General features: G+C 72.4%; 25 protein-coding genes. All 25 read right to left on the reverse strand.

The window, feature by feature from the left end; genetic code table 11:
• Positions 1–25: 25 nt before the first annotated feature.
• Positions 26–592 carry a hypothetical protein gene (locus tag J3P41_RS01435; RefSeq protein ID WP_210443434.1) on the reverse strand — a complete coding sequence of 189 codons (567 nt, stop codon included), beginning with the start codon at positions 590–592 and terminating at the stop codon, positions 26–28.
• Positions 589–4,158, reverse strand: coding sequence for a DNA polymerase III subunit alpha (dnaE, locus tag J3P41_RS01440; RefSeq protein WP_210443435.1), 3,570 nt, complete (start codon positions 4,156–4,158; stop codon positions 589–591). Before dnaE ends, J3P41_RS01435 begins: the two co-directional genes overlap by 4 nt.
• Positions 4,159–4,309: 151 nt before the next feature.
• Positions 4,310–5,275 (reverse strand): DUF2332 domain-containing protein, encoded by a 966-nt coding sequence (locus tag J3P41_RS01445; RefSeq protein ID WP_210443436.1) that lies wholly within the window; start codon positions 5,273–5,275, stop codon positions 4,310–4,312.
• A gap of 45 nt (positions 5,276–5,320) precedes the next feature.
• Positions 5,321–6,082 (reverse strand): GNAT family N-acetyltransferase, encoded by a 762-nt coding sequence (locus J3P41_RS01450; RefSeq protein WP_210443437.1) that lies wholly within the window; start codon positions 6,080–6,082, stop codon positions 5,321–5,323.
• A gap of 15 nt (positions 6,083–6,097) precedes the next feature.
• A complete protein-coding gene (locus J3P41_RS01455) occupies positions 6,098–7,036 on the reverse strand; it encodes an RluA family pseudouridine synthase (protein ID WP_210443438.1) in 939 nt (312 codons plus the stop codon).
• On the reverse strand, positions 7,033–7,593 hold the full coding sequence (gene lspA, locus J3P41_RS01460) for a signal peptidase II (protein WP_210443439.1): 561 nt from the start codon (positions 7,591–7,593) through the stop codon (positions 7,033–7,035). Before lspA ends, J3P41_RS01455 begins: the two co-directional genes overlap by 4 nt.
• Positions 7,566–8,033, reverse strand: coding sequence for a TraR/DksA C4-type zinc finger protein (locus tag J3P41_RS19105; RefSeq protein ID WP_307861775.1), 468 nt, complete (start codon positions 8,031–8,033; stop codon positions 7,566–7,568). The genes lspA and J3P41_RS19105 overlap by 28 nt, the downstream gene beginning before the upstream one ends.
• A gap of 229 nt (positions 8,034–8,262) precedes the next feature.
• A complete protein-coding gene (locus J3P41_RS01470; RefSeq protein WP_210443441.1) occupies positions 8,263–9,015 on the reverse strand; it encodes a DivIVA domain-containing protein in 753 nt (250 codons plus the stop codon).
• Between the two features lie 108 nt (positions 9,016–9,123).
• A complete protein-coding gene (locus J3P41_RS01475; protein ID WP_210443442.1) occupies positions 9,124–9,420 on the reverse strand; it encodes a YggT family protein in 297 nt (98 codons plus the stop codon).
• Positions 9,421–9,434: 14 nt separating this feature from the next.
• Positions 9,435–9,920 (reverse strand): cell division protein SepF, encoded by a 486-nt coding sequence (locus J3P41_RS01480; RefSeq protein WP_210443443.1) that lies wholly within the window; start codon positions 9,918–9,920, stop codon positions 9,435–9,437.
• Between the two features lie 61 nt (positions 9,921–9,981).
• Entirely contained in the window at positions 9,982–10,695 is a 714-nt protein-coding gene (locus tag J3P41_RS01485; RefSeq protein ID WP_210443444.1) for a YggS family pyridoxal phosphate-dependent enzyme, read from the reverse strand.
• Entirely contained in the window at positions 10,695–11,384 is a 690-nt protein-coding gene (locus J3P41_RS01490; protein ID WP_210443445.1) for a polyphenol oxidase family protein, read from the reverse strand. The genes J3P41_RS01485 and J3P41_RS01490 overlap by 1 nt, the downstream gene beginning before the upstream one ends.
• A 3-nt stretch (positions 11,385–11,387) precedes the next feature.
• Positions 11,388–12,620, reverse strand: coding sequence for a cell division protein FtsZ (gene ftsZ / locus J3P41_RS01495; protein WP_210443446.1), 1,233 nt, complete (start codon positions 12,618–12,620; stop codon positions 11,388–11,390).
• Between the two features lie 233 nt (positions 12,621–12,853).
• Positions 12,854–13,600, reverse strand: a complete 747-nt coding sequence (locus J3P41_RS01500; protein ID WP_307861776.1) for an FtsQ-type POTRA domain-containing protein — start codon at positions 13,598–13,600, stop codon at positions 12,854–12,856.
• Complete coding sequence (gene murC / locus J3P41_RS01505; RefSeq protein ID WP_210443447.1) at positions 13,601–15,013, reverse strand: UDP-N-acetylmuramate--L-alanine ligase; 1,413 nt, start codon at positions 15,011–15,013, stop codon at positions 13,601–13,603. It abuts the gene before it with no gap.
• Positions 15,010–16,095 (reverse strand): glycosyltransferase, encoded by a 1,086-nt coding sequence (locus J3P41_RS01510; RefSeq protein WP_210443448.1) that lies wholly within the window; start codon positions 16,093–16,095, stop codon positions 15,010–15,012. Before J3P41_RS01510 ends, murC begins: the two co-directional genes overlap by 4 nt.
• 10 nt (positions 16,096–16,105) lie before the next feature.
• Positions 16,106–17,383 carry a putative lipid II flippase FtsW gene (gene ftsW, locus J3P41_RS01515; RefSeq protein WP_210443449.1) on the reverse strand — a complete coding sequence of 426 codons (1,278 nt, stop codon included), beginning with the start codon at positions 17,381–17,383 and terminating at the stop codon, positions 16,106–16,108.
• 48 nt (positions 17,384–17,431) lie between these two features.
• The gene (murD, locus tag J3P41_RS01520) at positions 17,432–18,901 is read right to left on the reverse strand and encodes a UDP-N-acetylmuramoyl-L-alanine--D-glutamate ligase (protein ID WP_210649678.1); all 1,470 of its coding nucleotides are present in this window, start codon (positions 18,899–18,901) and stop codon (positions 17,432–17,434) included.
• 52 nt (positions 18,902–18,953) lie between these two features.
• Complete coding sequence (gene mraY / locus J3P41_RS01525; RefSeq protein ID WP_210443450.1) at positions 18,954–20,066, reverse strand: phospho-N-acetylmuramoyl-pentapeptide-transferase; 1,113 nt, start codon at positions 20,064–20,066, stop codon at positions 18,954–18,956.
• Entirely contained in the window at positions 20,063–21,445 is a 1,383-nt protein-coding gene (gene murF / locus J3P41_RS01530; protein ID WP_210443451.1) for a UDP-N-acetylmuramoyl-tripeptide--D-alanyl-D-alanine ligase, read from the reverse strand. Before murF ends, mraY begins: the two co-directional genes overlap by 4 nt.
• Positions 21,442–22,899 (reverse strand): UDP-N-acetylmuramoyl-L-alanyl-D-glutamate--2,6-diaminopimelate ligase, encoded by a 1,458-nt coding sequence (locus J3P41_RS01535; RefSeq protein WP_374192868.1) that lies wholly within the window; start codon positions 22,897–22,899, stop codon positions 21,442–21,444. The genes murF and J3P41_RS01535 overlap by 4 nt, the downstream gene beginning before the upstream one ends.
• A 128-nt stretch (positions 22,900–23,027) precedes the next feature.
• On the reverse strand, positions 23,028–24,758 hold the full coding sequence (locus J3P41_RS01540) for a penicillin-binding protein 2 (protein WP_210443452.1): 1,731 nt from the start codon (positions 24,756–24,758) through the stop codon (positions 23,028–23,030).
• A 133-nt stretch (positions 24,759–24,891) separates the two neighbouring features.
• Complete coding sequence (locus J3P41_RS01545; RefSeq protein WP_210443453.1) at positions 24,892–25,443, reverse strand: hypothetical protein; 552 nt, start codon at positions 25,441–25,443, stop codon at positions 24,892–24,894.
• Complete coding sequence (rsmH, locus tag J3P41_RS01550) at positions 25,440–26,429, reverse strand: 16S rRNA (cytosine(1402)-N(4))-methyltransferase RsmH (RefSeq protein ID WP_210443454.1); 990 nt, start codon at positions 26,427–26,429, stop codon at positions 25,440–25,442. Before rsmH ends, J3P41_RS01545 begins: the two co-directional genes overlap by 4 nt.
• Positions 26,430–26,433: 4 nt before the next feature.
• Positions 26,434–26,595, reverse strand: a complete 162-nt coding sequence (locus tag J3P41_RS01555) for a hypothetical protein (RefSeq protein WP_210648505.1) — start codon at positions 26,593–26,595, stop codon at positions 26,434–26,436.
• Between the last annotated feature and the right edge of the window lie 104 nt (positions 26,596–26,699).

Here is a 26,699-nt window from a genome sequence, read left to right on the forward strand (position 1 = left end):
CGGTCAGTCTGTGGTCGCGGTCAGCCTACCCACGAGGACGGGCCGCGAACCTCCGAGTTATCAACAGATAGCTGATCACCAGTCCCGTCATCGCCCCGGCGGGGAACGCGAGCAGGGCGGTGGAGTGCCAGCCGACCCGCTCCGGGTCGGGGGCGGTGAGTCCCAGCTCCCCGGAGATCGGCGTGTAGTCCGGCTCACCGGCCGCGAGCGCCTGCGGGTCGCCGGGCCCGAGCGCCCTGCCGACGGCGTACATGACGACGGCGGCCACGACGGCGGCGAGCAGTACGGCGACGACCGTGGCGAGCTCGTCGCCCCGCCTGGTGCCCGCGGCGAGCGCCAGGCCCAGGCCCAGCGGGAAGGCGATGACCACGAACAGGGCGATGCTCGCGAAGGAGACGTCAGGCCCGGCCGGCTCGAGGAACCAACGGCCCTGGTAGGTCAGTCCGGCCGGCGGCTCCCACAGCCGCTCCCAGAGCACGCCGGCGCCGGCGCCGGCGACGAGGTAGGCGGCGAGGACCACGCCCAGCCGGACGAGCAGCGGCCTGTCGCCGCGGGCGTGGTCTGCACCGGGCGTCTGCGTCAGCGTGCTCATCCGGCCAGGCACCCGGGACCGAGCAGCTGCTTGAGGTCGGCGAACAGGGCGGGGCTCGGGCTCACCCGGAGGTTGTCGTCGAGGCGCAGCACCTTCGTCGAGCTGCGGGTCAGCAGCCGCAGCTGGACCTCGGTCATGCCGGGGTGGGTGCCCAGCACGTCGCGCAACTGTGCCACCACGGGCGGCGTGCAGCGCGTCGACGGGAGACTGATGACGACCGGGCCCGTCGGTCCCTGGGTGAGGTCGGGCGCGGTGACCTCCTGCGCCCGCAGCTCGGGCTGGTCCTTGTCACGCGAGAGCTGGCCCTTGATCCGCACGATCTGGTCCTCGACCAACAGCGTCGAGGCGAGCGTGTAGGAGCTGGGGAACAGCAGCACGTCGATCGCGCCGTCGAGGTCCTCGAGCGTGATCGTGGCCCACGGGTCGCCCCGCTTGGTGATCTTGCGCTGCACCGAGGTGATGAGCCCGCTCACGGTGAGGGTGGAACCGTGGGCCCGCTCCTCGTCGAGCATCAGCTGGCCGATGGTGCAGTCGGTCCCCTGGGACAGCACGTGCTCGAGGCCGAGCAGCGGATGGTCGGAGACGTAGAGTCCGAGCATCTCGCGCTCGTGGCCGAGCAGGGTGAGCTTGTCCCAGTCGTCGATGTCGGGGATGCTCACGCTCACGCCGAAGCCGGCGTCGTCGTCGCCGAGACCGCCGAACAGCGAGTCCTGACCGATCGCCTCGTTCTTCTTGAGGTCGACGAACTGGTCGACGGCGGTCTCGTGCACCGCGACGAGGGCGCGCCGCTTGTGCTTCATGTCGTCGAAGGCGCCGGCCTTGATCAGCGACTCCACCACGCGCTTGTTGCACACCAGCGCCGGGACCTTCTCCATGAAGTCGTTGAAGTCGGCGTAGCGCCCCTTCTCCTCCCGGGCCGCGACGATGCCGTCGACGACGTTGCTGCCGACGTTGCGCACGGCGGTGAGGCCGAAGCGGATGTCGTTGCCCACGGGGGTGAAGTCGGCGTGGGACTCGTTGACGTCGGGCGGCAGCACCTGGATCTTCATGCGGCGACACTCGTTGAGGTAGATCGCCATCTTGTCCTTGTCGTCCTTCACCGACGTCAGGAGCGCGGCCATGTACTCGGTGGGGTAGTTGGCCTTGAGGTAGGCCGTCCAGTAGGTGATGACGCCGTAGGCGGCCGAGTGCGACTTGTTGAAGGCGTAGTCGGAGAAGGGCAGCAGGATCTGCCAGAGCGTGTCGATGGCCTGCTGCGGGAAGCCGCGCTCGAGCATGCCGGACTGGAAGCCGGCGTACTGCTTGTCGAGCTCCTCCTTCTTCTTCTTGCCCATCGCGCGGCGCAGGTTGTCGGCGGCACCCAGGGTGAAGCCGGCCAGCACCTGGGCGATGGCCATCACTTGCTCCTGGTAGACGATGAGGCCGTAGGTCTCCCCCAGCACCGGCTCGAGGGCCTCGGCGAGCGCCGGGTGGATCGGCTCGATCGGCTCGCGGCCGTTCTTGCGGCGGGCGTACTTGTTGTGGGAGTCGGCGCCCATGGGGCCCGGGCGGTAGAGCGCACTGACGGCGGTGATGTCCGCGAACTGGTCGGGCTGCATCGAGCGCAGCAGCGCACGCATGCCCGAGCCGTCGAGCTGGAAGACGCCGAGCGTGTCGCCGCGCCCCATCAGCTCGTAGGTGGGGCGGTCGTCGAACGGCAGCTCCTCCAGGACGACGGTCTCGTCCCGGTTGACCTTGATGTTGGCCAGCGCGTCCTCCAGGATGCGCAGGTTGGACAGGCCGAGGAAGTCCATCTTGACGAGCCCGAGCGACTCGCACATCGGGTAGTCGAACTGCGTGATGACGGCGCCGTCCTGGGGGCGCGCCATGATCGGGACGATGTCGATCAGCGGCTCGCTGGACATGATCACGCCGGCGGCGTGGACGCCCCAGTTGCGGATCTGGCCCTCGAGGCCGAGGGCCGTCTCGTAGATCGTGCGGACGTCGGCGTCCTGCTCGTGCAGCGCGCGGAACTCGCCGCCGTCGTTGTAGCGCTTGTGCTGGGGGTTGAAGATCTCCTTGAGCGGGACGCCCTTGCCCATCACGTCGGCCGGCAGCGCCTTCGTGATCCGGTCGGAGATCGCGAAGCCGTGATCGAGCACGCGCGCGGCGTCCTTGATCGCGGCCTTGGCCTTGAGCCGCCCGAACGTCGCGATCTGGGCGACGCGCTCGGCGCCGTACTTCTGGCTGACGTAGGTGATGACCTCGCCGCGGCGGGCGTCGTCGAAGTCGATGTCGAAGTCGGGCATCGAGGGGCGCTCGGGGTTGAGGAACCGCTCGAAGAACAGCCCGTGCTCCAGCGGGCACAAGTCGGTGATGCGGAGCGCGTAGGCGGCGATCGAGCCGGCGCCCGAACCGCGGCCGGGGCCGACGCGGATGCCGTTGTCCTTGGCCCAGTTGATGAAGTCGGCGACCACGAGGTAGTAGCCGCAGTAGCCCTTCTGCGAGATGACCTCGAGCTCCATCTCGACGCGGTCGCGCACCTGCTGGTCGAGCCGCTCGCCGGGATAGCGCGCCTCGATGCCGCGCCACACCTCCTTGCGGAACCAGGACTCCTCGCTCTCACCCGCGGGCACGTCCGCGCGGGCCATGTAGCCGCCGGTGGACTCGGTGAACTCGACCTCGCAGCGCTCGGCGATGGCGAGGGTGTTGTCGCAGGCCTCGGGCATGCCGAAGCGATCGGCCCACAGCTCGCGCATCTCGGCGGCGGACTTGATGTAGTAGCCGCCGCCGTCGAACTTCAGCCGGTTGGTGTCGGAGAGCCGCTTGCCCGAGGCGACGCAGATCAGGGCGTCGTGCGCCGCGGCGTCCTCGGGGTTGTTGTAGTGCGAGTCGTTGGTGGCGATCGGCGCGATGCCGAGCTCCCTGCCGAGGCGGAGCAGGTCGTCGCGCACCCGCTTCTCGATGTCGATGCCGTGGTCCATGAGCTCGAGGAACACGTTGTCGCGACCGAAGATGTCCTGCAGCTCGCCGGCCTCACGGACCGCTTCGTCGTACTGTCCGAGGCGCAGGCGGGTCTGGATCGCGCCGCTGGGGCAGCCGGTGCTGACGATGAGGCCCTTGCTGTGCTCGGCGAGGATCTCCTTGTCCATGCGGGGCTTGTAGAAGTAGCCCTCCAGGCTCGAGCGCGAGGACAGCCGGAACAGGTTGTGCATGCCCTCGGTGCTCTCGGCCCACATGGTCATGTGGGTGTAGGCGCCGCCGCCGGCGACGTCGTTGCCGCCTTCCTCGGCGAGGTCTCCCTGGCCCCAGCGCACCCGACGGCGCTCACCGCGCGCGGTGCCGGGCGTGAGGTAGGCCTCGATGCCGATGATCGGCTTGACGCCGTGCTGGCGGGCCTTGCGGTAGAAGTCGTAGGCGCCGTGCAGGTTGCCGTGGTCGGTCATCGCGATGGCCGGCATGCCGAGCTGGCTGGTGCGCTCGAAGAGACCGTCGAGCAGCGAGGCCCCGTCGAGCATGGAGTACTCGGTGTGGACGTGCAGGTGCACGAAGTTGCCCGCTGAGTTGACTGTGGAGCCGGCCGACATGGAGAAGACTTCCGCACCTTTCGGGGGTCGCTGACGGGTTCACTCGTGGGGCGTTGCTGACGGGTCAGCAGTGCCGCAGCGGGCACCTGGAAGGGGAAGGACGTCAGCCTACGTCAGTGTGCCGGGCCCCACCGACAAGACGCGCCACTGCTCAGGGCAGCCAGTCGATCGCGTGCCCGTGGCCGTGGCTGAGTGCCACCGGCACGCCGTCCAGGGCGGTCACGAACCGGCCCGGCGGGACGCGCAGGTCCGCGGTCACCCGGGGCAGGACCCGTGGCCCCTCGTTGGCGATCCACCGGCACCGTCCGGCCGCGACGAGCTCGCTCATCAGGTCGTGGAACCGGCGGCGGTCATCGTCCTCGAGGTAGGCGACGACCGCGGAGTGGAAGACCAGCGGGGTGCCGTGGCGCGACGCCTCGGCGAGCAGGCCGGGCAGGTGCTCGAAGAGGTCGCCGCGCCGCAGCTCGGGCGGTTCGCGGCGCGCCACCTCGAGCGCCCGACGGAGGCGCTCGCGCCGCTCGTCCTGCTCGGGCCACACGAGGTTCTCCAGCCACGCGGTCGCGTCGGCGTCGGCGACGTCGAGCGGGTTGAGGTCGACTCCCCCGCGCCACGCGACGTGCGGGTGCGCGGCCGGCACGGGCAGCGGCCCGGTGGCCGTGGCGCTGAGCAGCGGTCCTCCGCTCCCCCTCAGCGCGCCCGCCGGCGGCCATGCGTAGTCGTAGCGGTCCGGGTAGAGGCACAGTCCGGCGCTCGCACCGACCTCGACCAGCGCCACCGGGCCCTCGACCAGCGCCATGACCGGCGCGAGGGTGGCGAGCCTGCCGACCTCGTTGGTCTGGGTGGCCCGGGCCATGATCGTGGCCCGCACGTCAGCCTCACGCTCGATCAGCACGCGGCGCAGACCGGCGTACGGGCCGGGTGCCACGGCGCCGTGCCACCGCGCCGCGGCGAGGACGAGGTTGGGCTGGCGCTTGACAGGTGGCAGCGTGGACAGCCACTCGAGCACCTCCGGGTCCTCGGCCATGGCGAGGGACCACTCCTCGAAGCACGGCGAGTCGTCGGCCGCGTAGGAGGCGAAGTCGCGGTAGACCTCGATCACGTCACCGTAGAGCTCCATGCCCGCATCCTGCCGGACCGCGACTGCGGGGCGAGCCAACCCCACCTACGGGCGGCGGACTCCACCATCGCTGTCGGCCGGGCCGGCGGGCGCGGCGTCGCGTGCCGCCGCCAACGACTCGGTGATGATCACGTCGACGATCCGGGCCACGCGCTCCTCCTCCAGCTCGGGGACCACCGCGGCGATGCGGCGCGCGACCTCCGCCTCCCGGCGAGGGTCCCGCTCGCGCGAGGGCTTCACCGCCTGCACCGCCCGCGTCAGTGCCGTGCGCCGCGCCAGCACGTCGCCGAGCACCAGGTCGACCTCGTCGATCATCGCGCGGAAGCACGCCAGCGGGTCGTCGCCGGGCCACACCAGCCTGATGTCCGGCGCGCGCTCCTCGTTGGCGGAGCCGTCGGTGCGCTCGAGCTCGACGAAGCCGTGCCGGGCGTAGAACCGCCGGGCCGGCAGGTTGGACTCGAAGACCCAGAGGCCGACGCCGTCACGATGCCGCGCGAGCACCCGGCGCAGGAGCGCGGTGCCCACTCCTCGGCCCTGGGCGTCGGGTGCGACGTAGAGGTCGTCCAGCCAGGTCGAGGTGGCGCGGGTGTAGCCGACGACGCGGCCGCCGAGCCGCGCCACCCACACGTCGTAGGTCGACAGGTCCCAGCCGGCCACCCAGGATCGCGCCTCGTCGGGAGTGTGGACGCTCGGCGGGAACGAGCTGCCCGCGGCGGCCCGGGCAGCGAGGTGCACCTCCGCGATGGCGCGCAGGTCGGCGACGGAGGCCGGCAGCAGCTCCAGGTCGGTGCTCGGATGGCGCGACATCAACTCCCCTGCCGCTCAGGATCCGTCCCGGACGACCTCGAGCGCGTGGGCGAGGTCGTCGGGGTAGGTGGACTCGTAGGTGACGTAGTCACCGCTCTCGGGGTGCTCGAAGCCCAGCCGCATGGCGTGCAGCCACTGGCGCTCCAGCCCGAGGCGCCGCGCCAGGGTCGGGTCGGCGCCGTAGGTGAGGTCGCCCACGCAGGGGTGCTTGAGCGCGCTCATGTGGACGCGGATCTGGTGGGTGCGCCCGGTCTCGAGGTGGACCTCGAGCAGGCTGGCGAACCGGTGTGCCTCGAGCGTCTCGTAGTGGGTGACGCTGTGGCGCCCGTCGGCCATGACCGCGAACTTGTAGTCGTGGTGCGGGTGGCGGCCGATCGGCGCGTCGACCGTGCCGGACAGCGGGTCGGGGTGGCCCTGCACGAGGGCGTGATAGGTCTTGTCGACCGTGCGGTGCCGGAAGGCGTTCTTGAGGACCGAGTAGGCGCGCTCGGACTTGCAGATCACCATCACGCCGCTGGTGCCGACGTCGAGGCGCTGCACGATGCCCTGTCGCTCGCTGGCTCCGCTGGTCGAGATGCGGAACCCGGCACCGGCCAGGTGTCCGACGACGGTCGGGCCGGTCCAGCCCGGCGAGGGGTGCACGGCGACGCCCACCGGCTTGTCGATCACGACGATCGCGTCGTCGTCGTGGATGATCCGGATTCCCTCCACGATCTCGGGGACGACCTCGAGCGGGTCGGTCTCCGCTGGGATGGTGACGTCGAGCATGGCACCGGCGTCGACGCGGTCGCTCTTGCCGACCGCGGAGCCGTCGACCTGAACCAGTCCCTGGGAGATGAGGTCCGCGGCGCGGGTGCGCGAGAGTCCGAACATCCGCGCCATGGCCGCATCGACGCGCTCGCCGGCCAGGCCGTCGGGGACGAGGACGGTGCGCTGCTCGGCGTGGGCGCTCACGTGTCCGTCTCCCGCGAGCCGTCGAGGGCGACGCCGCGGAAGGTCTGCAGGATGATCAGTCCCGCTGCGATGTTGATGCAGACGTCGGCGAGATTGAACACGGGCCAGTTGGGCAGCATGAGGAAGTCGACGACGTGCCCGTGCAGCGGCTCGGGCTGGCGCACGATGCGGTCGGTCAGGTTGCCGCTGACGCCGCCGAGCAGGATGCCGAGGGCCAGCGCCCAGCCGGTGCTCCCGAGCCTCCGGCTCAACCACAGCACGACGACGACGGCCACCATCGCCAGGCACGTGAAGACGATCGTGAACTCGGTGCCCGTGCTGAAGGCCGCGCCCGGGTTGAAGGTCAGGTGCAGGGTCAGCCAGTCGCCGAGGACGGGGACGTCACGGTCGGCGAGCTCGGCCAGGGCCCACTGCTTGGAGGCCAGGTCGAGCGCGTAGGCCACCAGCGCCACCGCGGCGAAGAGCACCCGCGGGTGGAGCCGTCGACGGGCCGGCAGGTCGTCGGCCCGGTCGGGCTGGTCGCTGGGGTTCAGCGACGCTCCTCGCGCTGCTTGCATGACATGCACAGTGTGGCATGGGGCACCGCCATCAACCGATTCTTGCCGATGGCGTTGCCGCACGACTCGCAGACGCCGTAGGACCCGTCGTCGATGTGCGAGAGCGCGCGCTCGATCTGCGAGAGAGCCTCGCGCTCGCGCGTCAGCACGGTGAGCTCGTGGTCGCGCTCGAAGCTCGTCGCGCCCACGTCCGCCTGGTCGAGCCCGGCGCCGTCGCCGGCGTCGCGCATCAGCCTCGCCAGCTCCTCCTCGGACTGGCCCACGATCACCGAGAGCCGCTCCTGGTGCTCCTGCAGCTCCCGGACGACCTCGTCGAGCTCACCTCGGGTCCACGGGTCCTCGCCGTCGAGCACCACGAGCGAGCTGGGGGTGGCCTTGCGGGGCTTCTTGCCCGCGGCCTTGGTGGCGGCGGACTTCTCGGCAGGGGCGGCCTGGGTCACGGGCGCAACCTTCTTGCTAGCAGGGGACTTGTGAGAGGCGGTCTCCTCGGACCTGCGCGTCGTGCCAGCCATCTGTGAATGCCCTCCACGCGTGCCTCGGGTGTGGTGGCAACCACACGGTGCTGGGACAGTAGCCGGTGAGATCTGACCAGACCAACATCACCTCGCCGAAATGCGAGAACGACCACCCCTCGGGGCGGTCGTTCTCGCAGAGCAGGAGACGTGGCGCTCAGGCCTCGTCGTCACCCAGGACGGAGCGCAGGCGCTTGGGCGCGCTGCCGCTGTCGACGGGAGCCTGGCTCTCGGCGCCGGTGTTGAGCGCCTCGAGCTGCTGGGTGAAGTACGTCTTGAGGCGGGAGCGGTACTCGCGCTCGAACTGACGCAGCGTCTCCACGTCGCTGTTGAGCTTGTCGCGCTCCTTCTCGAGGTCGCCGAACATCTGCTGGCGGCGCTCAGCGGTCTCGGAGTCGAGCATCTGCGAGCGCTGCCGGGCGTCGGCCTCCATGCGGTCGGCCTTGGCCTTCGACTCCGCCTCGAGGCGCTCGGCCTTGGTCCGGGCGGCACCGACGATCCGGTCCGCCTCGTTCTTGGCGTCCTCGACGAGCTCGTCGGCGTTGCGCGTCGCGATCTCCAGCAGGCGCGCGGCCGCGTTGGAGGCGTCGGCGATGGTCTCGACCCGCATCGTCTGCACGGGCGCGGCGGCGGCCACGGGAGCCGGCGCGGGCGTCGGCTCCGGCTCGGGCTCGGGCTCCGGCTCCGGAGCAGCGGGCGCAAAGGACACCGGAGCAGGAGCAGGCGCGGAGGAGCCACCCGCCTGTGCTGCGGACAGCTTGGCCCGCAGGTCGTCGTTCTCCTTGGTGAGCCGCGCGAGCTCGGCCTCGACCTCGTCCAGGAACTGGTCCACCTCGCCCATGTCGTAGCCCTCGCGGAGGCGGACAGGTGTAAAGCGCTTGTTGCTCACGTCCTCAGGCGTCAGCGGCATGACCTCACCCAAACTTTCACGATCGGTATCACGGTGGCTCTGCTGTCAGGAGACAATAGCGCCCGGAGTCGCGCGGGGCACAGTGACCCGTGTGACGGATGGTTCAGACTACGGCGTCAAGAAGACCGTCTCGACCACGTTGAGCAGCAGCCACGCGGTCACCATCACCAGCAGGAAGCTGAGGTCGAGGGCGACCTGGCCGATCCGCAGCGGCGGGACGACGCGGCGCAGCGCGACGATCGGCGGGTCCGTGGCCGAGTACACGCCCTCGAGCGCGACCAGCAACGGGCCCCGCGGCTCCCAGCGGCGTGCGAAGACCTGCACCCAGTCGACGACGAACCGGATCCAGAGCAGTCCGATGAAGACGAACAGGATGTACCAGAGGACCGAACCGAAGATCTCCACGAGTCGAGTATGGGTCAGCTCTGGTTGAAGAAGCCGTCCTCGGCGATCCGCTCCTTGTCCTCGGCCGCGACCGTGACGTTGGGCGGCGAGAGGAGGAACACCTTGTTGGTCACCCGCTCGATCGAGCCGCGCGTGGCGAAGATCAGTCCGGCGGCGAAGTCGACGAGACGCTTGGCGTCGTTGTCGTCCATCTCGCTGAGGTTCATGATGACGGGCGTGCCGTCGCGGTAGTTCTCCCCCACCAGGCGCGCCTCGTTGTAGTTGCGCGGGTGCAGGGTGGTGATGCGGCTCAACTCGGCCACGACTCCTGTCTGGACCGGGGCCGGACGACGGCGCTCGGCGAGGTCGGACACAGGGGCAGGGCGACGCTCGCGGGTGACCGGGCGCTGCTCGACGGCCTCGTGGGTGGTGGTCTCGCTGTCACCGTCGTGCTCGTCGTAGTGGCCGGTGTCCTCGAGCAGGCCGAGGTACTCGCCGATCCTGCGCATCGCGCCGCTCATGAGACAGATCCTCCGCTAGACCCGACACCCGGGACCGGGCGCCTGTGAACTGATGTGGACATTACTGGACCGCAGGCCTCGGACCGAGGACCGCGGAGCCGACACGCACGTGTGTCGCACCGTGCGCGACGGCTGCCTCGAGGTCGCCGCTCATGCCTGCCGACAGCACGGTGGCGCGAGGGTGCTCGCGCACGAAGTCCTCGCGGATCGCGGCGAGCCTGGCGAAGGCGGCGGCGGGGTCCTCCCCCAGCGGCGCGACGGCCATCAGGCCGCGCAGCCGGAGGGTCTCGGACTCCTCCACGCGCTGTGCCAACGGGTCGAGCTCGGCAGGCGCGGCCCCGGACCGGTGGCCGGTGCCGGGCGGGTCGAGGCTGACCTGGAGCAGCACGTCGACCCCGGCCGCGACACCGGTCGCGTCCGTCCGCGCCTGGGCGCCTCGCGACAGCGGGCCGACCAGCTTGGCGCGGTCGAGCGACTCCACGACGTCGGCGTACGACGCCACAGCCGCCGCCTTGTTGGACTGCAGTCCTCCGATGAAGTGCCAGCGCAGCCCGAGGTCGGCGCACTCGGCCGCCTTGGCCTCGGCCTCCTGGTGCCGGTTCTCGCCCACGTCGGTGACGCCGAGGTCGGCGAGGAGACGAACGTCAGAGGCTGGGAAGAACTTGGTCACGACCACGAGGGACACCTCCCCGGGGTCGCGCCCGGCGCTCTCGCACGCGACCTCGATGCGGCGGCGTACCGCGGCGAGGTTGGCCGCAAGCTCGTCCGCGCGCATCACGAGAGCCACACCAGCCCACCGTGGCGTCCAGCGGCCTTCCCGTCGCGACGGTAGGAGTGAAGGTTCGCGTCCTCGAGGGTGCACCGTGCGACGTCGACGACGTCAACGCCGGCGCGCTCGAGCTGGGCGCGCACGCCCGCACCGATGTCGAGGGCGGGGGTCCCCCACGACGTCTCGGCCCACGCCTCCGGGACCACAGCACTGACGTCCGCGCGCATCTGCTCCGGCACCTCGTAGCAGGAGCCGCACACCCGGGGTCCCAGCCAGGCGCTGATCGTGGTCGCACCCTGCTCCCGCATCACTGCGACCGCACGCGAGGCGATGCCGAGCGCCATCCCGGGTCGGCCGGCGTGCACCGCCCCGATCACTCCGGCCTCCGGGTCGGCGAGCAGGAGCGGCACGCAGTCCGCGGCGCGCACCATGAGACCCAGACCGCGCGTGGTGGTGACGAGCCCGTCGGCGAAGGGCACCTCGCCCAGCGCCATGGGCGCATCGACGACGAGCACGTCGGCGCCGTGCACCTGGGAGAGCCGGGCGAGCGGGACGCCGACGACCTCCTCGAGCCGCGCGAGCCCTTCGGGGAAGTCGTCGCGAAGGCCCTGGAGGTCGAGGGACGAGTCAGTGAAGGCGACGTCCACCCGGAGCCGGGAGACGTCGCCGTCACGAGAGTCGCGGAGCGCGAACACGTGCTACTTCAGGAAGTCGGGGACGTCGAGGTCGTCGTCGTCGAACTGGACCTGCCGGGCGGGGCGCGGCGGCGCCGACGGGGTGGACTGGCCCGCGGGTGCCGGCGCAGGGGGCGTCGCCGGAGCGCTGGGTGCGATGCCGCTGGGTGCGCCACTGGGGGCGACGCCGCTGGGCTTCTGCGGCGCCGCGACCTGGGTCGCCGGCTGCTGTGCGGCTCCCCTCGCCTGCTCCTGGGCCGGGGTCGGCTGGCTCGGGCGCAGGACGTTGCCCTCGGGGCGGCGCTTGGGCATGCCGCCGTCGAAGCCGGCGGCGATGACGGTGACGCGGACCTCGTCGCCGAGCGCGTCGTCGATGGTCGCGCCGAAGATGATGTTGGCCTCGGCGTGCGCGGACTGCGACACCAGCGCGGCGGCCTCGTTGATCTCGAACAGGCCGAGGTCGGAGCCACCGGCGATGGAGAGCAGCACGCCGTGCGCGCCCTCGATGCTCGCCTCGAGCAGGGGGCTGGACACGGCCATCTCGGCGGCGGCGACCGCGCGGTCCTCGCCGCGGGCGGACCCGATGCCCATCAGGGCCGAGCCGGCGTTGGCCATCACCGACTTGACGTCGGCGAAGTCGAGGTTGATCAGGCCGGGGGTGGTGATCAGGTCGGTGATGCCGGAGACACCCTGGAGCAGCACCTGGTCGGCCTGCTTGAAGGCGTCGAGGATCGACACGTTGCGGTCGGTGATCGACAGCAGCCGGTCGTTGGGGATCACGATGAGCGTGTCGACCTCCTCGCGGAGCTGGCTGATGCCCTCCTCCGCGGAGTTCGCGCGCCGGCGACCCTCGAAGGCGAACGGCCGCGTCACGACGCCGATGGTCAGGGCACCGAGCGAGCGGGCGATGCGTGCCACGACGGGCGCGCCGCCCGTGCCGGTGCCGCCGCCCTCGCCGGCGGTCACGAACACCATGTCGGCGCCCTTGATGACCTCCTCGATCTCGTCGGCGTGGTCCTCGGCGGCCTTCGCGCCGACCTCGGGGTTGGCGCCGGCGCCGAGGCCGCGGGTGAGCTCGCGGCCGATGTCGAGCTTGACGTCGGCGTCGCTCATGAGGAGTGCCTGGGCGTCGGTGTTGATCGCGATGAACTCGACGCCCTTGAGGCCGACCTCGATCATCCGGTTGACGGCGTTGACGCCACCGCCGCCGATGCCCACGACCTTGATGATCGCCAGGTAGTTCTGCGCTGCTGCCACGGCTCCGGGGCCTTTCGTCGAGAGGGGTGCGAGTACTGGGGGGACGAGGAGGACTAGAAGGACTGCTTCCCTCGGGATCGCGGAACCCTAACCGTGAACCTGAGGGTTATAGTTATGTCAACCTCGTCTTTCGCACGACCATAGGCAGCGCGGCTGGCCGCGCTGCCCGCGACACGCCGGACCGGCGCGGGTCGTACGGATTTCGACCGGGACGCGCCCGGCGGGGCCCGCACTCAGCCGACCGGCTCGCGCACCGTCGGGTTGCCGGGGACGCTGACGTCGTAGACGCGCGCCTGCTGCGCGGTCATGAGCGCGTCGATGACCTGGGCCTTGAGCTCGGACTCCTCCGCGCTCCCCCACAGCACCTGCCGCTGGTCGCGCATGACCAGCGTGATCTGGTCGACCGTGGCGACCTCCACGTGGTCCACCCTCGTGGCGAGGTCCTCCGGGAGCGCCGACACCACGGTGGCAGCCTCCCTCAACGCGTCGGTGCCCGCGGCGGCGCCCGACCGGATGAGAGGCATCCCCTGCGGCACCGAGCGGTAGTCGCGGAACACCACGCCGTCTGCGTCGAGACCGCGTAGGCGGCCGTCGAGCTCCACCACGGCGACCGCCGTGCGCTCGACGACCTCGATGCGGACGCCGTCGGGCCAGGTCCGCGTCACGTCGACCGACGCCACCTCCGCGAGCGCGCCCACGCGCGCGTCGGCGCGTGCCAGGTCCACGAGGGCGAGCTGCTCACCGAGGGGCACGTCGGCGATCCGGCGCACCTTCGCGTCGCTGAGCAGCTCGTTGCCGGCGACCGCCACCTTGCGGACCTGGAGGGTGGTCGAGAAGAAGACCAGGTAGACGGACGTCGCGAGGACGGCGAGCAGGGCGAGCGCGGCGACCGCGTAGCGCAGCGACATCCAGCGTCGTGCCCACTGGCGCCGCGCGAACCGGCGGCGGGTGCGCAGAGCCGTACGCTCGTCCTGCTCCACTCAGCGACCCCCGAGCAGGTCGAGCACCCGGGGTCCGACGTTCGTGATGTCGCCCGCGCCCAGCGTGATGACGAGGTCACCGGCTCGCGCGCGCGCGACCAGTGCCTGGGCGGCGGCGTCCAGCCCGTCGGCGTAGGCGACGTGCTCGGCGGGCAGCGGTACGGCGTCGGCGACGAGCCGCCCGGTGACGTCGGGGTCCGGCTCCTCCCGGGCGACGTAGACGTCGAGCACGACGACCTCGTCGGCGGCACCCAGGGCGACTCCCATGGCCTCGCCGAAGATCCGGGTGCGCGAGACGAGGTGGGGCTGGAAGGCGGCCACCACGCGGCCCGGGCCGGCGAGGGCGCGGGCTGCCTCGAGGTCCCCGCGGATCTCGACGGGGTGGTGGGCGTAGGAGTCGTAGACGCGCACGCCGGCCACCTCGCCCTTGAGCTCCATCCGCCGGCCCGTGCCGGTGAACGAGCCCAGGCCGTCGGCCAGCGCGGCGAAGTCGCAGCCGAGGCGCAGGCCCATCGCGAGCGCCGCCACCGCGTCGAGGACGTAGTGGCGCCCGGGGATCCGCAGCCGCAGCTCGCCGAGATCGGTGCCGGCACGGGACACCCGGCACGTCGAGGTGGACCCCGCGAGCACCAGGTCGTGGATGCGCAGGTCCGCGTCGGGCGACTCCCCCACCGTCACGACCTCGAGGCCCTGCTCGCGGGCATGGTCGGCCAGCCGGGCGGCACCGGGATCGTCCACCACGCAGACCAGGAAGCCGGAGCGGTCGACCGTGCCGGCGAACTCCTCGAACGCGCGGTGGTAAGCCTGCTCGGTGCCCCAGTTGTCGAGGTGGTCCGCCTCCACGTTGGTCACGATCGCCGCGTGCGGCCGGTAGACGAGGAACGCGCCGTCGCTCTCGTCGGCCTCCGCGACGAAGAGGTCGTCGGTCCCCGCGTCGGCGTTGCGGCCGGTGGCGGTGAGCACGCCCCCGACGGCGTACGAGGGGTCCAGGCCCGCCGCGAGCAGGGCGGAGGTCAGCAGCCCGGTGGTGGTCGTCTTGCCGTGCGTGCCGGCGACCGCGAGCACGCGCGAGCCCACCATCACCGCGGCCAGGCCCGCGGACCGCGGCAGGACCCGCAGGCCGCGCCGCCGTGCCTCGAGCACCTCGGGGTTGTCCTCGCGCGCCGCGGTGGTCACGACGAGGGTGTCGGCGTCGCCGACGTGCGCGGCGTCGTAGCCCAGGTGGCAGGTGACGCCGAGCTCGCGCAGGGCCGGCAGGAACGGCGTGTCGTGGTCGTCGCTGCCGGAGACGGCGAGCCCGCGAGCGGCCAGGATGCGGGCGATCGCCGAGATGCCCGCGCCGCCGATGCCGACGCAGTGGACCCGGCCGAGCTCGGAGGCGGGAAGGATCTCGTCGGGGACCGGGATCCTCACCGCGAGCCTCCGTCAGCGGCGGCCGCCAGGACGATGCGGGCGAGCTTCTCGTCGCCGTCGAGGGGCACCACCCCGCGAGCCGCCGCGCCCATCTGCGCGAGTCGCGGGCGGTCGGTCAGCAGGGCGGGGACGCTGGCGGTGACCCACTCGGGGGTGAGCGCACCGTCGGCGACCAGCAGCCCGCCCCCCGCATCGATGACCGGTCGGGCGTTGAGCGACTGCTCGCCGTTGCCGATCGGGAGGGGCACGTAGATCGCGGGCAGGCCGACCCCGGAGACCTCGGTGACGGTGTTGCTGCCCGAGCGGCACAGCACGGCGTCGGCGGCGGCGTAGGCCAGGTCCATCCGGTCGACGTAGTTGAGCACGACGTAGGGGACCTCGCCCGCGGGCACGGCCAGCTCGTGCTTGGGACCCACCACGTGCAGCACCTGCACCCCGGCGGCGGCAAGCGCGGCCGCGGCACCGGAGACCGCCGCGTTGATCCGGGCGGCGCCCTGCGAGCCGCCGGTCACGAGCAGCGTGGGCAGGTCGGCGCGCAGGCCGAACGTCGCCAGCGCCTCGGCGCGCAGCGCGTCGCGGTCCATGGTGGAGATCAGCCGCCGGATCGGCAGCCCGGTGCAGACGGCGTGCGGGAGCGCGGTGTCGGGGAAGCTGGTCGCGACGTGGGTGGTCATCCGGGCGCCCAGCCGGTTGGCGACGCCGGGGATCGCGTTGCCCTCGTGGACCACGAGCGGCAGTCCGCGCTTGCGTGCGGCGAGGTAGGCCGGGACCGAGACGTAGCCGCCGAACCCGACGATCACGTCGGGGCGCACCCGGTCGACCACCTCGAGGGCGGCGGCGCGAGCGGCGCGCAGCCGGGTCGGCGTACGCAGCAGGTCGGGGCCGGGCCTGCGGGGCAGCGGCACCCGAGGCACCACCTCCAGCGGCAGCCCGGCCTCCGGGACCAGCCGGGCCTCCAGCCCCTCGCGCGTGCCGAGACAGGTGACCTCCGTCGCGGGGTCGAGCCGACGCAGGGCGTCGGCAGTGGCGAGCAGGGGCGAGGTGTGGCCGGCGGAGCCGCCGCCGGCGAGGAGTACGCGCATCAGCCCAAATCTAGCGAGGGAGGTCGGAGCGGGTCGCTGCCGACAGGCCGGCGGAGCGGTCACGTCGGCGTGCCGCCAGCGCGGCCGCCGCCTCGGGCTCGCGGCGGGCGAACCCGATGACCAGCCCCAGCGCGACGAGTGACGGCAGCAGCGCCGACCCGCCGTAGGAGACGATGGGCAGCGGGATGCCGATCACGGGCAGCACCGCGAGCACCATGCCGACGTTGATCATCATCTGGCCGAGCAGCCACACGACGATGCCGAACGTGGCGTAGCGGACGAAGGGGTCCTCCGTGCTCAGGGCCACGCGGATGGCGGCGTAGGCGATGGTGAAGAACAGCCCGACCACGAGCAGGGTGCCCGCCAGGCCGAGCTCCTCGCCGAGCACGGCGAAGATGAAGTCGGTGTGGGCCTCGGGCAGGTCGCCCCACTTCTGGGTGGAGGCACCGATGCCCTCGCCGAGCCACTTGCCGTTGGACAGGGCGTAGAGGCCGTGCGCGGGTTGCCACCCGGCGTTGGTGTAGTCCTTGAACGGGTCGGTGAAGTGGGTGATCCGCTGGAGCCGTTCGGGATCGGTGGCCGCGAGCGCGACGGCGGCGACACCCAGCACCGACAGGCTGAGGCCGAAGAGCCTCAGCGGCGCGCCGACGACCCACAGCATCCCGAGCAGGATCGCCGCGAGCACCATGGCGGTGCCGAGGTCGCGACCCACGAGCACCAGCGCGATGACGGCGAACAGGCCCGGCACCACGGGCACCAGCAGGTGGTGGAGCTCGCCGAGGCGCCGCTCCTTGTGGGCGTAGATGTTGGCCGCCCACAGCACGATCGCCAGCTTGGCCACCTCGGCCGGCTGCATGGTGAACGGTCCGATGGCCAGCCAGTTCTTGTTGCCGTTGATGAGCACGCCGAAGCGCGCGACCAGTGCCAGCAGCACGAGGGTGAGCACGAAGCCCGGGTAGGCGAGCCGACGTACGTGCTTGACCGGCATCCGCGAGGCCACCCAGGCGCAGGGCAGCCCGACCACGACCCACAGCAGCTGGCGCTTCACGACCGCGTAGGAGTCGTCGTAGGTGAGGTAGGACCGCACGCTGGAGGCGCTGAGCACCATGATGAGACCGATGACGAGCAGCAGCGCGGACGCACCCAGGAGCAGGTAGTAGGACGCGAGCGGCTTGTCCAGCGCCTCGCGCAGCGAGCGCCGGCCGGCGGCCAGGCCCGCGCCGAGCGGCGCGCGCACCTGCGTCGACGCCGCGTCGGCGGAGACGTCCTCGGGGTTCGCCGTGGTCATCTGCGCTCCCCTCGTCGCGGGCCCGGGCCGACGAGTGGTCGGCCGGTGTCAGTCGGTGGTGTCGATCCTGCGGTGCACCGCGGCGGCGAACGCGTCGCCGCGGGCGCCGTAGTCGGTGAACATGTCCATGGAGGCGCAGCCCGGCGCCAGCAGCACCGTGTCGCCGGGCCTGGCGAGCCCGGCGGCCGCGTCGACCACGCGCCCCATCGGATCCCCAGTCTCGTCGTCACCCACATCGATGACCGGCACATCGGGCGCGTGTCGCGAAAGAGCGTCGGCGATGACGTGGCGGTCCCGCCCGAGCAGCACGACGCCGCGCAGCCGATCGCGCGTGGCCAGGACCAGGTCGTCGAAGCGGGCGCCCTTGGCGAGGCCGCCGGCGACCCACACGACGTGCTCGTACGCGCGCAACGAGGACTGGGCGGCATGCGGGTTCGTCGCCTTGGAGTCGTCGACCCAGCTCACACCGCCGGCCTCGCCCACGCGGGCGATGCGGTGGCCGTCGGGGCGGAACGCGCGCAGGCCGTCGCGCACCGCCTGCTGGCTCACGCCGTGGGCGCGGGCCAGCGCGGCGGCCGCCAGGGCGTTGGCGACGAAGTGTGGAGCCGGCGAGGCGAGGTCGGCCAGCGTGCAGAGCTCGGCGGCGCTGGTGGCCCGCTCCTCGATGAAGGCCCGGTCGACGAGCAGGTCGTCGACCACCCCCACGTCACCGGCGGCCGGCGTGCCGAGGGTGAAGCCGACGGCGCGGGCGCCCTCGACCACGTCGGCCTCGCGGACCATGTCCTCGGTGGCCGCGTCGGCGAGGTTGTAGACGCAGGCACGCTGCACCCGCTCGTAGATCCGTGCCTTGTCGGCGGCATAGGCCTCCATGCCGCCGATGCCCCCCGCCTCGTCGTCGTACCAGTCGAGGTGGTCCTCGGCGAGGTTGAGCACGGCGGCCGACTCCGCCGACATCGAGTGGGTGTAGTGCAGCTGGAAGCTCGACAGCTCCACGGCGAGGACGTCGTAGGGCTCGGGGTCCATCACCGCCTCCACGATGGGCATGCCGACGTTGCCGACCGCGGCGACGCGCAGGCCCGCTGCGGTCAGGATCGACCGGAGCATCTGCACGGTCGTGGTCTTGCCGTTGGTGCCGGTGACCGCCAGCCACGGCGCGGGAGCGACCGGGTCGCGCAGCCGCCAGGCCAGCTCGACCTCGCCCCACACGGGCACGCCGCGCTCGGCGGCCTGCGCCAGCAGCGGTGCGGTGGGACGCCAGCCCGGCGAGGTGACGACGAGGTCGACGCCGTCGGGCAGGACCGCCGTGGCCCCCGGCTCGAGCCGGATCGTGGCACCGAGCGTCTCGAGCAGCCGGGCTTTCTCGGCCTTCTCCGCGCTGGTGGCCTCGTCGAGCGCGGTCACCTCGGCCCCGAGGAACAGCAGGTTGTCGGCGGCGGCGAAGCCGGAGACGCCGAAGCCGGCGACCACGACCCGGACACCGGACCAGTCGCTGGCGCGCCCGAGCGCGTCGACGTCCACCCGGCGACGCTCGGCCGAGGAGCCGGCGTCGTCCGGGCCGAGGGGCGGGGTGCTAGCCAACGCCGGCGACCCACTCGGCGTAGAAGATCCCGATCCCCGTGGCCACGGCGAGGCCGGTGATGATCCAGAACCGGATCACGATCGTGACCTGCTCCCAGCCGAGCATCTCGAAGTGGTGGTGCAGGGGCGTCATCCGGAACACCCGGTGACCGGGCTGGATCTTGAAGATCGACCGCACCAGCCCGCTGGCGCGGCTGAGCTTGAACACGGAGACCTGGATGATGACCGACAGGGTGATGACCACGAAGAGCCCGCCGATGATCAGCAGCAGCAGCTCTGTGCGGGTCATGATCGCGAAGCCGGCCATCGCCCCGCCCAGGGCGAGCGAGCCGGTGTCACCCATGATGATCTGCGCCGGCGAGGCGTTCCACCACAGGAAGCCGAAGCAGGCCCCGGTCAGCGCCGCGGCCACCACGGCGAGGTCGAGCGGGTCGCGCACCTCGTAGCACTTGGGTCCGGCCTCGAGGGCGCAGGACTGGCTGTTCTGCCAGATGTTGACCAGCGTGTAGGCGGCGAAGATCAGGATCGACGCACCCGTCGCAAGGCCGTCGAGGCCGTCGGCGAGGTTCACCGCGTTGCTGGTGCCCGTCACGATGACCCAGATGAGCAGGATCGCCACGATGGTCGGCAGCGTCAGCCGCTCGTAGTCGCGGATGAACGACAGGTGGTCCGAGGCGGGCCGCCAGCCGCGCTCGTCCTCCAGCACGGGCGAGAGGGCCAGGAAGCCGAACACCACGGCCACCACGGTCTGCCCGATCATCTTGGCGCGGCTGCGCAGGCCGAGGTTGTGCTGCCGGCTGACCTTGAGGAAGTCGTCGAGGAAGCCGACCGCGCCGAGCCCGACCAGCAGGAACAGCAGCAGCATCGCCGAGGCGCTCGGCGCGGTGCCGGTGATCAGCTTCGCGGCCAGGTAGCCCACCACGGTCGCCAGCACGATCACCGCGCCGCCCATCGTCGGCGTTCCGCGCTTGACGTGGTGGGTGGTGGGGCCGTCGTCACGGATCGGCTGCCCGAATCCCTGCCGCGTGAAGAAGCGGATCGCGTAGCGCGTGCCGAGGAGGGAGATCAGCAGCGAGAGTCCTCCTCCGAACAGGATGGCTCTCATGTGGTGCTACTCCCTTGCTCGATGAGGACGTCGGCGATCAGTTCCAGCGCCGCCCCCCGTGACGCCTTCACCAGGACGACATCAGCAGCCGAGACATTGTGCCGCAGCCAGTCGACGGCAGCGTCACGCCCCGCCGTGGGGATCGTCACGCCGCCGGTCGCGACCGACTCGTAGCCCTCCCCCATGACGCCTGCGGCGGCTCCCACGGTGAGCAGCACGTCGACGCCCGCCTCGGCGGCGTACACGCCGACGTCGCGGTGCGCGTCGACCGCGCCGGCGCCGAGCTCGAACATCTCGCCCAGCACCGCGACCGTACGCCGCCCGCTGCGGCTGCCCATGCCGGCGAGCGTGTCCAGTGCGGCGCGCATCGACTCGGGGTTGGCGTTGTAGGCGTCGTTGACGACGACCAGCCCGTCGGGGCGCTCGGTGACCTCCATCCGCCACCGGCTGGCCGGCCGCGCGTCGCCCAGCGCGTCGGCCACCGTGTCGAGGTCGAGGCCGGCGGCCAGCGCCATGGCGGCAGCGGCGGCCGCGTTGCGCCACTGGAAGGCCCCGACCTGCGCGAGGTGCACGGTGGCCCCCGAGCCGCGGTGGACGATCTCGAAGGACTGTCGGCCCAGGTCGTCGGTGCTGACCTCGCTGACCGCCACGTCGGCCTCGCCGCTGCCGAAGGTGGTCACGGCCGCCTCCGTGCGGGCTGCCATCGCCGCGACCAGTGCGTCGTCGGCGTTGAGCACGGCCGTGCCGTCGGCGGGCAGCGCCTCCACGATCTCGCCCTTGGCCTGCGCGATCGCCTCGCGGTCGCCGAACTCGCCGATGTGAGCCGTCCCGACGTTGAGCACCGCAGCGACTCGCGGCGGGGCGATCTCGCACAGCCGGGCGATGTGCCCCACGCCGCGCGCCCCCATCTCGACGACGAGGTAGCGGGTGTCGGGCGCGGCGCGCAGGACCGTCAGCGGCACGCCGAGCTCGTTGTTGAAGTTGCCGCGCGTGGCGACCGTCGCCCCGGTCTCGCCCAGCACGTGCGCGAGGTAGTCCTTGGTGCCGGTCTTGCCCTGCGAGCCGGTCATCGCCAGGACGACCACGTCCGGGAGCCGGTCCACGACGTGCCGCGCGAGCACGCCCAGTGCACTCGTGACGTCGTCGACGACCACCGTGGGCAGCTCCGTCGGCCGGCTGCCGAGGGCCGCGACGGCGCCGGCGTCGCCGGCCGCCGCGGCGAAGTCGTGCCCGTCCACCCGCTCGCCGGCGATCGCCACGAACAGTCCGCCGGGCTCCGGGGTGCGCGTGTCGAGGAAGGCGCCGCCGGTCACGACCGCTTCGCCGTGGGCCACTCCCCCGACCACCTCGGCGATCTCGCCGAGCGTCATCTCGATCATCGCTCGTCCGCCTCCCCGCCGGACCGGTTCGTCACAGCGGCGACCTCCTCGGCCGCGACCACCCGGTCGTCGAAGGGATGCACCACGCCGTCGACCTCCTGGCCGGTCTCGTGACCCTTGCCGGCGACGAGGACGACGTCGCCGGGGCGGGCGGAGCGGACGGCCTCACGGATCGCGAGCCGGCGGTCGCCCACCTCGCGCACCTCGGCGCGCCCACCGCGCGCACCTGCCAGCACGGCGGCGCGGATCGCGGCCGGGTCCTCGCTGCGGGGGTTGTCGTCGGTGACGACCACCAGGTCGGCCAGGGCGGCCGCGATCTGGCCCATCACCGGGCGCTTGACCGTGTCGCGGTCGCCGCCTGCTCCCACCACCACGAGCAGCCGGCCCTGCGTGAGCGGACGCAAGGTGGCGAGGACCGCCTCGAGGGCGTCGGGCTTGTGGGCGTAGTCGACGACCAGGGTGAAGTCCTGTCCCGCCGCGACCTGCTCGAGGCGACCCGGTACGCCGCCCACCTCGGCGATCCCGTCGGCGACGGCTGCAGCGTCGATCCCGGCGAGTGCAGCGGACGCGATGGCCGCGAGCGCGTTGGACACGTTGAAGCCGCCGGGCAGGTTGACCGCCGCGGGCACCTCGACGCCGGGCCCCAGGACCGTGAACGTCGCCCCGGCCGCGGTCAGCTCGACGTCCACGGCGCGCCAGTCGGCGTCGGCCCCGTGCACGGAGAACGTCGACATCGGCACGGTGGCCACCTCGAGCAGTCGCCGCCCGAAGTCGTCGTCGACGTTGGTGAGGCCGAGCCGGGCGCGCTCAGGGGTGAACAGGCTCGCCTTGGCGGCGAAGTAGTCGTCGAGGTCGGCGTGGAAGTCGAGGTGGTCGCGGCCGAGGTTGAGGAACGTCGCGACGTCGAACACCACGCCGTCGACGCGACCCAGCACGAGAGCGTGGCTCGAGACCTCCATCGCGCAGGTGTCCACGCCCCGCTCGCGCATCACCGCGAACAGGCCGTGCAGGTCCGGTGCCTCCGGTGTCGTGAGCTGGGTCCGAACGTCCGCGCCGGCGATGCGGGTGCCGACAGTGCCCACGACCGCCGAGGGCACGCCCGAGGCGGTCAGGCCCTGCTCGAGCAGCCGGGTGGTGGTGGTCTTGCCCTGGGTGCCCGTGACGCCCACGACGCGCAGGTCCGCGGCGGGGTCGCCGTAGACCCGCGAGGCCAGACGCCCGAGGACGCTGCGCGGCTCCGCGACGACGATCGCGGGCGTGCCCGGCGGCAGCCGGTCAGCGCCCGCCGGGTCGGTCACCACGGCCACCGCGCCCGAGGCGAGGGCCTGGGCGGCGAAGTCCGCGCCGTGGGCGCGGGCGCCCGGGAGGGCGGCGTACAGGTCCCCGGGACGCACGCGGGCGGTGCTGAGGGAGATGCCCGAGACGGCCGCGCCGAGGTCGCCGTGCACGGTCACGTCGGTCAGTGCCGTCAGCCAGCCGGCCAGCTCGGCGACCGGGGTCGCGGGCACCTGCCGGGGACGCGCGGGGTCGACCGCCCGGTGGCTCGGGTCCGCTGGCTGATCCACCGACCGAGCGTAGCGACTCACCACTCGACGGGCAGACGCGACGGCTTGCCGTTGGTCGGCTCGACGCCGTAGCGGCCCAGCACGTAGCCCATGATCCGCGAGAACACGGGGCCGGTGATCGAGCCACCGCCGCCGTCGACCCGCGGGGCGTGGACGACGACGTAGACGGTGAAGCGCGGGTCGTCGGCGGGCGCGAAGCCGCCGAAGGACACCGACGTGCTGCCGTCGTAGCCGGTGCCGTCGGGCGCGACCCGCTGGGCGGTGCCGGTCTTGCCGGCGACGAGGTAGCCGGGCACCTGGGCACCCGGCGCGACGCCGTCCTCGGGGTCGACGACCTTCTCCATCATCTTGGCGGTCGCGCGGGCGGCGCGCTTGCTGACGACCCGGGTCCGGGTGGCCACGTCGGTGCCGACGGTGACGCCGTCGTCGGTGACCGCGGAGCCGGCGATGAGGCTCGGGGAGACGCGGACGCCGCCGTTGGCGATCGTGTTCACCGCGGCCGCCATCTGCGCGACGTTGACCGAGAGCGACTGGCCGAAGGCGACGCGGTCCTTGGTCTGCGACGTCATCGCCTCGCCCGGGGTCAGGATGCCCGGGGTCTCCCCGCGCACGCCGATGTCGGTGCGCTGGCCGAGACCGAAGCGCTGGAGGTAGTCGACGAGCTGCACCGGGGTGAAGGCGTCGGCTGCCAGCACCGTGCCGATGTTGGAGGACTGGGCGATGATCCCCGCGAGGGTCAGCCGGATCGTGCCGTGGTCGAACCAGTCGCCGATGACGCGGTCCTGGCGCGCGAGGTTGGGCGGCACCCGGAACCGCTGCCGCGGGAAGGCCTTGCCGGCGTCGATGAGCGCGGCGGCGGTGAGCACCTTGGCCACCGAGCCCGGCTCGTAGGTCTCGCTCATCGAGCGGGCGCCGAGGTCGCCCTCGTCGGCGACCTCCGCGGGCTCGTTGGCGTCGAAGGTGGGCACGTCGGCGAGCGCCAGGATCTCCCCGGTGCGGGTGTCCATCACGACCGCTGCGCCGCTCTCGGCGCGGTACTGCTGGACCGCCTCGGCGAGGACCTTCTGCGTGAACCACTGCAGGTCGCGGTCGATGGTCGTGCGTAGCGGCGCGCCGTCCTTCGCAGCCGTCAGGGTGCTCTCCTGCAGCGGGATGCGCACGCCCTTGCCGGAGTTCGACTGCCAGGTGGCCTCGCCGTCGACGCCCGCCAGCTGCTTGTCGAAGGTCCGCTCGAAGCCACCGAGCGGCTCGTCGGTGCCCATGTAGCCGACGAGGTTGGCGGCCACGTCGTCGGCGGGATAGTCGCGGATCGGGTCGTCCTCGAGCGAGATGCCCTCGTAGCCGGCCTCCTCGAGCTCGGCGAGGGTGTCGCTCGCGAGCGTGCTCGGCACCCGCCGGGCGACGTACTCGTAGCGGCTGCCCTCCTTGCGTCCGCGCAGGGCGGTCAGCGTCCGGAAGTAGTCGACGGAGAGCCGCTCGGAGAGCAGCCGGGCGATCTCCGGCGCCCGGTCGGCGGTGAGGACCGGGTCGGCGATGACCATCGTGCCCTTGATCGAGTCGGCCAGCGGGATGCCGTTGCGGTCGAGGATGTCGCCGCGCTCGGCCGGCAGCGGGATGCGCACCGCACCCTCCGCGGCGGCGCGGACGGCGTATGACTCGGGGTCGATGCCCTGCAGCTGGACCAGTCGCGCCCCGAAGAAGGAGAGGACCATCGCGATGAGGACGAACCCGATGCGCAGTCGCATCATGGGGGCACCTCGGGTGGCGCCGCGCCTGGTGCGGGTGCTCGGCACTGGTTCTCCTCCTTCGGCCCGTGCGCCTGTGCGTGGACCTGTCGACGAATCTAGGGGTGCGGTCGCGCGGATCGGCGCGACCGCGCCGTCACCGGTCCCGGTTCTTGCGCGACGTGCCCGTGCCGGCGGCGGACGCGTCGTCCGTCGCAGGGGTGGTGGCGGGCACCTCGACGACCGTCGGCTTCGGGGCGAGCACCGCCGGCATGATCGGGTCGGGGGGCAGCAGGTGGAGCGCGTCCTCGCGAGTGGCGGGCGTGCGCACGCCGCTGGTGCGGCCGGTCTCGAGATCGAGGAAGACGGGCGCTGCCGGGATGACCATGCCCATGCGCTGGGCCTCCTCGGCGACCCGCTGCGGGTTGCGCAGCTCGTCGAGCTCCATGCGCAGCGTCTGCTCCCGGGCGGCGAGGGCGTCGGCCTGCGCCTCGAGGGACGACGCGGCGAACGACGCCTGCTGCATCGAGGTGTTGAACAGGAGCAGGCCGACGATGCCCCCGACCAGGACCAGGCTCACCAGCGTCACGAACGGCACTCGCGGCGCCCGGGTGCGCACACGTGGGACGACCGTGAGGCGGGCCCGGTCGACGGCCTCCTGGGCGATCCGGGTGACGCGGGCACGTGGCTGCAGGGCGGGACTGCTCATCGAACGGCTCCAGGGGGAAGGGGGCGGGAGGCGGCGGGAGGGGGAAGGACGCGCTCGACGGCACGGAGCCGGACTGAGGCTGCGCGCGGGTTCTGCTCGACCTCGTGCTCGTCGGCACGCTCGGCGCCGCGGGTGACGAGCCGCAGCGCGGGCTCGGCTCCCTCGGGCACGAACGGCAGGTCCGGAGGCACGTCGAGGCGCGTGGCGTCGGCGAAGGCCCGCTTGACCAGACGGTCCTCGAGCGAGTGGTAGGACTCCACGACCACGCGGCCACCGACGCCGACGGCCTCGATGGAGGCCGGGATGGCCCGGCGCAGCACGGCCAGCTCGTCGTTGACGGCCATCCGCAGCGCCTGGAAGGTGCGCTTGGCCGGATGTCCGCCCGTGCGCCGGGCAGGCGCGGGGATGGTGGCGTACAGCAGCTCCACCAGGTCGGCGCTGGAGGAGAACGGCGCGCTCTCGCGCCGACGGACGACCTCGCGCGCGATCCGGGAGGCGAACTTCTCCTCGCCGTACTCGCGCAGGATCCGGGTGAGCTCCTGTGCGGTCGCGGTGTTGAGCAGGTCCGCCGCGGTCTGTCCGGTGGTCGGGTCCATCCGCATGTCGAGCGGCGCGTCCTCGGCGTAGGCGAACCCGCGCTCGCGCACGTCGAGCTGCATCGAGGAGACGCCGAGGTCGAAGAAGACCGCGTCGACGTGGTCGAGGCCCAGCCCGGCGATCACGTCGAGCAGCTCGTCGTACACCGCGTGCACCGCCGTGAACCGATCACCGTGCCGGGCGAGTCGCTGCGAGGCCAGGTCGAGGGCGGCGGGGTCGCGGTCGATCCCGACGACCCGTGCGTGCGGCAGGCGCTCGAGGACGGCCTCGCTGTGGCCGCCGAGACCGAGCGTGCAGTCGACGTAGACCGAGCCGGGCGCCTCGAGGGCGGGAGCCAGCAGGGCGACGACCCGGTCGAGCAGCACCGGGGCGTGGCTGGGGGTGGTCACCGGCTCAGCCCTGGTGTCCCAGGCGGGCGAGCAGCAGCAGCGCGAGGGCGAGGCCGGTGGCCGTCGCGGCGGAGAAGAGGACCAGGGTGGCCGCCTCCCGCGCCTGGTCGCGCACGCGCAGCGGCGGTGCCGCGCTGGTGCGCCCCACGGGCTGGGTGGTGCTCATGGTCTCGACCCCACTCGGTGGTGCTCGCTGGTGCTGACTGGTGCTGCTGGCGGTGCGGCTGACCCTCCCCGCCGTGTGGCACGGGGTGAGCCGCCGCACCAGGT

It is taken from the genome of Nocardioides sp. SYSU D00065 (assembly GCF_017916425.1).
Lineage (GTDB): Bacteria > Actinomycetota > Actinomycetes > Propionibacteriales > Nocardioidaceae > Nocardioides.